Annotated in this window: 9 protein-coding genes; 5 read left to right on the top strand and 4 right to left on the bottom strand. The window is 66.1% G+C overall.

The window, feature by feature from the left end:
* Window positions 1-96: 96 nt before the first annotated feature.
* A complete protein-coding gene (locus ACWDTP_RS34675; RefSeq protein WP_450027752.1) occupies window positions 97-708 on the bottom strand; it encodes a TetR/AcrR family transcriptional regulator in 612 nt (203 codons plus the stop codon).
* Between the two features lie 73 nt (window positions 709-781).
* On the opposite strand from ACWDTP_RS34675, the gene ACWDTP_RS34670 reads away from it, so the two are divergent.
* Window positions 782-2146 carry a cytochrome P450 gene (locus ACWDTP_RS34670; RefSeq protein WP_450027753.1) on the top strand — a complete coding sequence of 455 codons (1365 nt, stop codon included), beginning with the start codon at window positions 782-784 and terminating at the stop codon, window positions 2144-2146.
* Here the strand turns inward: ACWDTP_RS34670 and ACWDTP_RS34665 are convergent.
* Window positions 2085-3455 (bottom strand): MFS transporter, encoded by a 1371-nt coding sequence (locus ACWDTP_RS34665; protein WP_450027751.1) that lies wholly within the window; start codon window positions 3453-3455, stop codon window positions 2085-2087. The genes ACWDTP_RS34670 and ACWDTP_RS34665 overlap by 62 nt on opposite strands.
* A gap of 207 nt (window positions 3456-3662) precedes the next feature.
* Here ACWDTP_RS34665 and ACWDTP_RS34660 point away from each other — a divergent pair, with 207 nt between their 5' ends.
* The 3 genes from ACWDTP_RS34660 to ACWDTP_RS34650 are packed head-to-tail and all read left to right on the top strand — an operon-like array spanning window position 3663 to window position 5689.
* Window positions 3663-4478 (top strand): 3-keto-5-aminohexanoate cleavage protein, encoded by an 816-nt coding sequence (locus ACWDTP_RS34660; protein ID WP_450027750.1) that lies wholly within the window; start codon window positions 3663-3665, stop codon window positions 4476-4478.
* A 10-nt stretch (window positions 4479-4488) separates the two neighbouring features.
* A complete protein-coding gene (locus ACWDTP_RS34655; RefSeq protein ID WP_450027749.1) occupies window positions 4489-5274 on the top strand; it encodes a cyclase family protein in 786 nt (261 codons plus the stop codon).
* Window positions 5275-5278: 4 nt separating this feature from the next.
* A complete protein-coding gene (locus ACWDTP_RS34650; protein WP_450027748.1) occupies window positions 5279-5689 on the top strand; it encodes a RidA family protein in 411 nt (136 codons plus the stop codon).
* Between the two features lie 25 nt (window positions 5690-5714).
* Here the strand turns inward: ACWDTP_RS34650 and ACWDTP_RS34645 are convergent, their stop codons facing one another.
* Both ACWDTP_RS34645 and ACWDTP_RS34640 read right to left on the bottom strand, forming a co-directional pair.
* On the bottom strand, window positions 5715-6761 hold the full coding sequence (locus ACWDTP_RS34645) for an amidohydrolase family protein (protein WP_450027747.1): 1047 nt from the start codon (window positions 6759-6761) through the stop codon (window positions 5715-5717).
* A gap of 96 nt (window positions 6762-6857) precedes the next feature.
* On the bottom strand, window positions 6858-7787 hold the full coding sequence (locus ACWDTP_RS34640; RefSeq protein WP_450027746.1) for a LysR family transcriptional regulator: 930 nt from the start codon (window positions 7785-7787) through the stop codon (window positions 6858-6860).
* Window positions 7788-7941: 154 nt separating this feature from the next.
* On the opposite strand from ACWDTP_RS34640, the gene ACWDTP_RS34635 reads away from it, so the two are divergent.
* On the top strand, window positions 7942-9429 hold the full coding sequence (locus ACWDTP_RS34635; protein ID WP_450027745.1) for an aldehyde dehydrogenase family protein: 1488 nt from the start codon (window positions 7942-7944) through the stop codon (window positions 9427-9429).
* The last annotated feature ends 88 nt before the right edge of the window (window positions 9430-9517 follow it).

Raw genomic sequence — 9517 nt, 5'->3', positions numbered from 1 at the left:
TCGGTGGTCGGCGTGTGTGTGGTAACCACACCGATACCGGAGGCCCTCACCCGTTCGTCGCCGCCACGCCGTTCACAACCTCCCCAAGAGTTACAGCTAGCCGGGCTCGGGTCCAAGGATCGCCTTCGACGCGGCCACCGCGGGCTGGTAGATCTCGCGGATGTCGCGCCCGTCCTCGACGATGAGCGCGGTGAGCTCGCGCAGCCCGCCCAGCAGGATGATCGCCAGCGGCCGGGTGAGCTGCGGCAGGTCCGCGCGCCGGAAACCGGCGGCCGCACTGAGATCGATCAGCAGATCGGTCAGCTCGCGCAGCGCGGCCCGCTGCAGCGGCCTGACCGCCGCGCCGAGGCCGGGCAGTTCCCTGATCCAGCTCAGGGTGATCGCCGGGGCGGACTCGATGTGGTCGACGTAGGCGCCGACGGCCTGTTCGATCTGCTCCTGCCAGGGGGCCTCGGCGTCGACCGCGGCCCGGATCAGGGTGACCAGCGCCGCGTTGTTGGCCCGCAGCAGTTCGATGAAGCACTCCTCCTTGCTGGCGAACTGGTCGTAGAAGGTGCGCTTGGAGGTGCGGGCGTGTCGCACGATGTCGGCCACCGTGGTGTCTCGGTAGCCCTTGTCGACGATCGCGGCGGTGAGCCCGTCCAGCAGGCGCAGCCGGAATGCGTCGGTGCCGGCTGTCGAACCGGCACCCGTGACCGCGGTCGTCATGAAAGCCCCTTGTGCCGTGTGGTACCTGCGAGTACCGTACTACGCACACCTCTGGTACACCGCAGTACCACACCTGGCTGGAGATGGCATGACCGATATTGCGACCGCCGACGACCTCGACGCCGCCGTACATCCGGTGCGGATTCCCCCGGGGCTACCGCTCCCCAAACTCGTCCAGGGCATCGGCTACGCGACCGCGCGGCGCTGGATGGTCAAACAGAGCGCCCGCCGGTACGGCGACGTGTTCAGCCTCAACATCCCGATGTTCGGGCGCACCGTGATCGTCGCCAATCCGCAGCTGGCCAAGCAGCTGTTCCTGGCCAACACCGACGATGTCGGCAACATCCAGCCCAACCTGAGCCGGATCCTGGGGTCGGGGTCGGTGTTCGCCCTCGACGGCACCGACCACCGGGCCCGCCGCAAGCTGCTGACACCGCCGTTCCACGGCAAGAGCATCAGGAACTACGAGCGGATCTTCGAGGAGGAGACGCTGCGGGAGAGCGCGACCTGGCCCGAGGGGCGGGAGTTCGAAACCCTCGAACCGATGATGAGGATCACCCTCAACGCGATCCTGCGGACCGTGTTCGGCGCCGACGGTGAACAGCTCGACGAGTTGCGCCGCATCATCCCGCCGTGGGTGACCCTCGGGTCGCGGCTCGCGGTGCTGCCCACCCCGAAAGGCCGGCTCAGCGAGTTCGGGCCGTGGCGGCGACTGGCCGCCTACCGGCGCCAGTACGACGCGGTGGTCGACCGGCTGGTCGTCCAGATCGAGGCCGACCCCGAATTCGAGCGGCGCGACGATATTCTGGCGCTACTGTTGCGCAGCACCTACGAGGACGGTTCGAGCATGTCGCGCAAGGACATCGCCGACGAGCTGCTCACCCTGCTGGCCGCCGGGCACGAGACCACGGCGTCGACGCTGGGCTGGGTCTTCGAACGGATCAGCAGGCATCCGCAGATCCTGGCCGAACTGGTCGCCGAGTCCGGCACCGACGCCAACGAGTACCGGCAGGCGACGATCCTTGAGGTGCAACGGGTTCGGACCGTGATCGACTTCGCCGGCAGGCACATCCACGCGCCCGGTTTCCGGCTCGGCGACTGGACGATCCCGCGCGGCTATTCCGTGATCGTGGCGCTGGCCGCCATTCAGGAACGGGCCGAGGAGTTCCCCGATCCGGGCCGGTTCGACCCGCAGCGCTTCATCGGCGCCAGGCCCGGCATCGGCTGGATCCCGTTCGGCGGCGGCACCCGGCGCTGTGTGGGTGCCGTATTCGCCAACGTCGAGATGGACGTGGTGCTGCGAACGGTATTGCGGCACTTCGTCATCCAGACCACCACCGCACCCGGCGAGAAGGTGCACTCGCGGGGCGTGGCGTTCACGCCGAGGGCCGGTGGGCGCGTGGTGCTGCGGCGCCGCGCGACGCCGCTGGGCTCCTAGCCGCGGTTCGGTCGCTGATCGCCGCGGACGACGTCTCAGGCAGTGTCAGGTAGGCGAGCATGCCGACCGCGGCGCAGCCTATTCCCCAGATGGCCGGCGACAGCAGGGATCCGGTGACCGCGACCAGTTGGGCGCAGATATAGGGTCCGAAGCCCGCGGCAACGATGGTCCCGAGATTGAAGCCGACCGAGGTGCCGGTGTAGCGGATCCGCTCGGGAAACAGCTCGGCGAAGCTGGTGTACACCGCCCCGGCCATCGCCGGCTCGATCACCATGAACGCCAGGAGGACCGGTGCGATCGCCCACAGGCTGGTGGTCGAGGTGACCAGGAGAAACATCGGGAGCGTCAGGACGAGGTAGGCCAGACATCCACCGAGGATGAGTGGTTTGCGGCCGAGCCGATCGCTGACCGTGCCCATCACCGGGTACAGCAGCGTCGATACGAGCAGCAGGGCGCCGAGTGCCAGGTACACGGTGGCGCTGTCCATGCCGCGGTCTTGGATGAGATAGATCGCCATGTACAACTTGGCCAGGAACGCCGGTCCCAGGATGGCGATCGACAGCCCGGCCACTTTGAGGACCTCACGCCAATATCGCTGGAGCACATCGAGAATAGGGGTGCGGACGACGGCGCCGCTCTGCTTGAGCTGCCGGAACCCGGGTGATTCTTCGAGACGGCGCCGAATCAGCAGACAGACCGCGGTGAGAGGGATGCACAGCAGGAACGGGATCCGCCATCCCCAGGCCACCATCTGCTCGGCCGTTGTCAGCACCGTCATCGTCCCCACGGTCAGTGCGCCGAAACCGAACCCGACACCGATGCCGAACGCGGGCAGCGAACCGTAAACCGCGCGCCGATTCCTCGGGGCCATCTCCACGATGTAGGTCTGCGCACCGGTGAATTCTCCTCCTGCGGAGAGTCCTTGAAGGATCCGGAGGATCAGCAGGAGCACCGGCGCGGCGATTCCGATCTGCGCATAGCCGGGCAGGACACCGATGGCCATCGACGCGGATCCCATCAGGAAGATGGTCAGCATCAGCACGGGTTTGCGTCCCATGCGATCACCGAGCGTGCCGAAGATGACGCCGCCGAGTGGGCGGGCGAGGTATCCGCCTCCGAACACCGCGAGGGCGGATAATGTTGCAGCAGTCGGCTGGTCGGAGGTAAAGAACAGCGGGGCGAACACCACCGCCAAGAACCCGTAGACGGTGAATTCATAGAATTCGATAGCGCTTCCCACTGTGCTTGCGAGTGCTGCGCGCCGCAGCGTGGCCGCGGTGTCGGCGCCCGCTCCTGTGGCAGTCGACATAGGTCCTCCATACGTTCGCTCTTGAGTTGCCCGACACGTTCGCACGGACCGTTCGGCGAGGTCACACCAACTTCTCGATGGCGGTATCGGTGACGGGAATACGCCGTAGCAGCAGGCGGGGAGCCGGTCCGCGGTATTCGCCCTGTCGATCGTGGTATCCGTGTTTGGTACTTCCGTGCCCGGCCCACGATGGGGCACGGTGCGTGGATGCGAGCCACCATCACCGTCGCCCCGACAGGACCGATCGCCACCAAAGCCGACAACCCCGCACTGCCGACGACACCACGCGAGATCGCCGACGCGGTGGCCGACGCCTATCTGGCGGGCGCGAGCGTGGCCCACATTCACCTACGAGACGACAGCCAACGCCCCACCGCCGATCTGCGGATCGGCCGTGAGGTCATGGCGCGCATCGCCGAGCGCTGCCCGATTCTGATCCAGATGTCTACCGGGGTCGGCCTGTCGGTGCCGTTCGAAGAGCGCGAGCAGCTGATCGACCTGCAACCGGAAATGGCGACGCTCAATCCGTGCACGATGAGTTTCGGGGCGGGGGAGTTCAGAAATCCTCCGGCCGGGGTGACCCGTCTGGCCGAGAAGATGCGGGATCTCGGTGTGAAGGCCGAACTCGAAATCTACGATTCCGGCCATCTCGATGCCTGTCTACGCCTGCGCGATAAGGGCCTGCTCCCCGAGCCGTTGCAGTTCTCGATCGTGTTGGGCGTTCAAGGCGGTATGGCGGCAACACCGACCAACCTGTTGACCATGGTGCAACGCCTTCCCGCGGGATCGGTCTGGCAGGTCATCGCGATCGGGCGGACCAACCTGGATTTGACCGCGATCGGTCTGGCACTCGGCGGCAACGCCCGCGCGGGCCTCGAAGACACCTTGCACATCCGAAAAGGTGAACTGGCGCAAGGGAGTACACCGCTGGTCACCCGCGCCACCCGGCTGGTGGCCGACCTCGACCGCGAGGTGGCCAGTGTGGAGCAGACCCGCCAGTCCCTGAACCTCACCTCGGGATAAGGACCTCCACATGCGCACCCTGATCGATATCTCGGTCGCCCTTCGGGCCGGTCTGGCGTCCGACCCGCCCGGCCTGCTCCCGCAGATCGAGTACTTCACACATCGCGACACGGTCGGCGATCTCCTTGGGTTCTTCCCCGGCGCGTCACCGGCCGATCTGCCGGACGGAGAGGCATGGGCGATCGAACGCGTGTCGATGACGACCCACAGCGGAACTCACCTCGACGCCCCCTACCACTACGCGTCCACGATGAACCACGGCGAACGTGCCATCACCATCGATGAGGTACCTCTCGACTGGTGCCTGCAACCGGCAGTCAAACTCGACTTCCGGCACTTCGACGACGGCTACGTCGTCACGGCCGAGGATGTCGAGTGCGAACTGGACCGCATCGGGCACACGCTGACGCCACTCGAGATCGTCCTGGTGAACACCCGGGCCGGAACCCGTTACGGACTCGACGATTACGTCTCGGCCGGGTGCGGCATGGGACGGGAGGCGACCCTCTACCTGCTTGAGCGAGGCATTCGCCTCACCGGAACCGATGCCTGGAGTTGGGATGCCCCCTTCGTGCACACCGCAGAGCGCTACGCGGCGAGCGGTGACGGCGCACTCATCTGGGAGGGGCACAAGGCCGGACGGGAAATCGGGTACTGCCACATCGAGAAGCTTCACAACCTGGAACGGTTGCCCGCCGACGGATTCTCGGTTTGCTGCTTTCCGGTGAAGGTGTACGCGGCCTCCGCCGGATGGACCAGGGCCGTAGCGATATTCGACGATCCGACCGGGAGGTGACGAGGTGATTGACCGCAGGTGGCCCGATGACGTCTATGTCCGCGAGATCCCCGGGTGCGGGCGGAAACTGTACGCGCAGGCGGTAGCGGCCACCGGTACCCGAATCGTGGAAGTGGCCGGGAGCATGTCGTTTACCGCCGACAACACCTTTGTCGGCGAAGGAGACGTCGCCGCGCAAACCGCGCAGGTGCTCGACGTGATCGGCCGGTCCCTGCGCTCCTGCGGCGCCGCCATGTCCGACGTCGTCCGGACCACCACCTATGTCACCGACATCGAGGCTTACCTGCGCGACGGCCACTCCCTGTGGCTGAGCGCGTTCGGCGATGATCTGCCCGTATCGACGTGCATCCAGGTGGTTCGCTTCACCGAGCCACGAGCACTGATCGAGATGGAAGCCCGCGCTGTAGTGCCCTGACGGGTCTGGGCTGTTCACACCACAGTCAGCGGGGCGGTGTCAGGCCGAGCCGGTCGGCGTTGGTAAATGCGATCGCCTGGGTTGCGTCGGCGCTGAGATCGGCGGCAACCAGTGCGGCGACCGGATCCTCGACCCCCATGTCGAAGGGATAGTCGGAGCCCAGCAGCACCTGCCGGTGGCCGACGGTGGCGACCAGGGCATCGAGTGCCCGCGGGGTGTACACGAGCGAGTCGAAGTACATCCGATCCAGGTAGCTGCTGGGTAGCTGGGCGCAGCCGCGTGCATCGGCGCGATGGGTCCACGCGTGATCGACCCGGGTCATCAAGGCGGGCAGATATCCACCGCCGTGGGCGATTGCGAGTATCAGACCGGGATGCCGGTCGAGTACGCCTCCCACGACGAGGTGGCTGACCGCAACCGCGTGCTCGACCGGCTGCCCCACCGAATTGGACAGATACCAGCGGTCGAGCCGCTCATCCAGGCTGCACCCCCACGGGTGGACAAAGATGATCGCACCGAGTTCCTCCGCACGCGACCAGAACCCGTCGAGCGTTCGGCTGGACAGGTCAATCGGCCGGGTACCGGCCATGCCCGCAGCGAAAGTCGGCACTTCGACGCCGCGCAGACCGTGCCGAAGTACCGCGTCCTCCAAGGACCGGATCGCCACCTCGGGATGTTGCAACGGTGCAACGCCGAGGCCCGTCAAACGCCCTGCCGCACCGCCGCAGTGACCGGCGATACCGGCATTGGTCGCCGCAGCGATCTCCCACGCCAGCACGCGATCGGCCCAGGAATGGTACTGGGTGGGAACAACCGAGACGACCTGCGCGGCCACACCGTTGGCGTCCATGTGCGCGATCCGGCGTTCCAGGGAGGTGAGCAGGCAGCGTCGCTGTCGGACCATGCGGTCGGTGGCGTCGTTCGAATCGCGGCCGGCCCTACGCTCGTCCATTCGCCGTTGTTCGATAAACCCTGGGAGGCCCGCCACCAGGTCCTGTACGTCCGAAATCCACAGGTGGGCATGGACATCGACGGCCTCGATGTTCTGTCCGGCCGGTGCGCTGTCGGTCATGAATTCTCCTCGCAAGTGTGACCAACACCATGTTTGGTGAAATGGCCGCGACGAGGAACCCAAGATGGCGGATGCGGGCATCGAATCGGGTGATACTCAGGGCGTCGAGCCGCCCTGTCTGCGGGCGAACTCCACACCCGCCTGGATCTGGGTGCGCCACCAGTGATGGTCGGCGTCATCGTCGAAACTGGGATGCCACCACAACGCTTGCACCAGCGTCGGAACCCGGAAAGGTGGTGGCGAGCACAGTAGTTCGGGTGCATACGCAGAACGCCGGACAAGCTCGCGCTGCAGGATCGCTATCCGGTGAGAACCGACGAGCAGTGCGGGAACGATGTAGAAGGATTCGACTGTCACGCGTACCGGCGGTTCGACGTCGAGCAGTTCGAGCGCCCGCGTCGGAGCGGTGGGAAGCCTCGATGTCGTGGTGACCCACGGGTAGCGCATCAGGTCCTCGAGTCGGTGCTCGCCCCCGGCGAGTGGATGGTCTCGGCTCATCACACAGACCCACTCGTCGCTCAGCAGATCCAGATGTGGGAGCCCGCGCAGGACACCGCGCGGCATCAACATGGCATCGACCGTGCGGAGGGCCGCCCTCGGTTCCTCGATGAATTCCGGTGCTGGGGGAATGACCCTCAGGTGCGTACCCGGTGCGTGCGCCGACATCGCCCGGATGATGCCCGGGACCACCGTGGCGGCGCCATAATCCGAACTCACCAGGGTGAATTCGCGATCGGAGGACGCCGGATCGAATTCCGACGTCCGATCGAAGACCCGTTGCGCGGCCGCGATCGTCGCTGCGATCAGGGGCTGAAGGTCACGCGCGAGGGGGCTCGGTTCGTAGCGGTTACCGGTCCGGATCAGCAACTCGTCTCCGAAGTGCCTGCGCAACCTGGCCAGAGCTCCCGACATCGTCGGTTGGCTCAGACCGACCTTCTCGCCGGCGCGGGAGACGCTTTTCTCCGTCAACAGGGCGTCCAGCAGCACAATCAGATTCAAATCGAGCCTGGCGAGCGAGGATGACACCGACCCATGAAAGCACTGCGCCGTCTCCGCCGGCAGGCCGACGGAGGAACCCGTTCTGGCGCCAGGACATACCGGCATCGGTGATTCCGATGCGCAGGCTCTTGGAACGGTGGCCGGCTGCCGACACCATGGAAGGACAGAGCTGAGGAGGACCATGACATCACCGACCCATTCGATCGAGCTCGTCACCACCCGGTGGTCATCGGATCGCGATGAGGACGTCGTGCCTGTGGACAATCCGGCCACCGGTGAGGTGTTCGCTCGCGTCCAGGGCGGTGGCGCGGACCAGGTCGATGCGGCGATCGCGACCGCACGGGCGGCACAACCCGGCTGGGCCGCCCGCACCCCCCGCGAGCGAGGCCGGTACCTGTTACAGGTCGCCGAAGCCCTCCGCACGCACGCCGATGCGATAGCCGCGCTCGAATCCCGCGAAATGGGCAAACCTGTCAGCCAGGCCCGTCGGTTCGACCTCGAAACGTGCATCGGTGTATTCGAGTACTTCGGGAAAATGGTCGAAGCGCTGCCCCATCACGTCAACGACCAGGGCTACGTGCTCGACGTCTCGATGCTCGAACCGTATGGCGTCGTCGGCGCCATCCTGCCCTTCAACTGGCCCCCGATCCACACCGCGGGGAAATCGGCACCGGCTCTGGCCGTGGGCAATGCGATCGTCATCAAGCCTCCGGAGCAGTGCCCGCAGACCGTCATGCGCATCCTGGAGATTGTCCGATCGGTCATCCCGGACGACGTCGTCCACGTCGTTCCCGGTGGCGCCGCGGCCGGTGCCGCGCTGACCTCCCATCCCGGGATCGACAAGATCTCCTTCACCGGCTCACCCGTCACCGGTCAACACGTCCTACGGGCCGCGGCCGACAACCTCACCCCCACCCTGATGGAACTCGGCGGTAAGAACGCGATCGTGGTCTTCGACGACGCCGATCTGAACCTCGCTGTCGCCGGCGCGATCGAAGGTGGCTACTTCAACCAGGGCGAGGCCTGCACGGCAGCTTCCCGCGTCATCGTCCACCGCGACGTCTACGAGGAATTCATCGACACGTTCGCCCGCGCGGTGAAGAACCTTCAGGTCGGCGACGGCGCGGACCCTCACACCCATGTCGGACCTCTGGTCAGTCCGGTCCAACAACGGAAAGTCCTCGAATACATCAAGATCGGGAAGGACGAAGGCGCCCATGTGGTGGCGACCGCACCCGTCCCCGCCGACCCGGCGCTCAGCGGCGGATACTTCGTCGAGCCGACGCTGTTCGCCGACGTGACACCGTCGATGCGGATCGCCACCGAGGAAATCTTCGGGCCCGTGGTGGTGGTGATCCCGTTCGAGGACGAATCCGAGGCCGTTGCCATCGCGAACGGCACCGAGTTCGGTCTGGTCGGCGCCATCTACACCGCGAACTCCGAACGCCAGATGCGGGTGGCCCGCCGGCTCGCCGCGGGCATGGTCTTCATCAACAACTACAACCGCATGGTCGTCGGAATGCCCTTCGGCGGAATCAAATCCAGCGGTTACGGGCGAGAGCACTCCGCTGAGACTCTGCAGGAGTACGGCTACACGAAGACCATGCGGATGCGCTCGGGGACTTGCGACGTACCCGTGTGGGACGCCGTCACGGAGGTTCTCCGATGAGGCTGACCGCTACCGGCCCGCGGCCTCGCGCTTCGGATCACGACCAAGTCGGCGTTGAGACTGTTGCCGATTGAACCAGCCTTCAGGG

Source organism: Mycobacterium sp. NPDC003449 (assembly GCF_053588415.1).
This window is presented reverse-complemented; position numbering and strand designations above follow the sequence as displayed.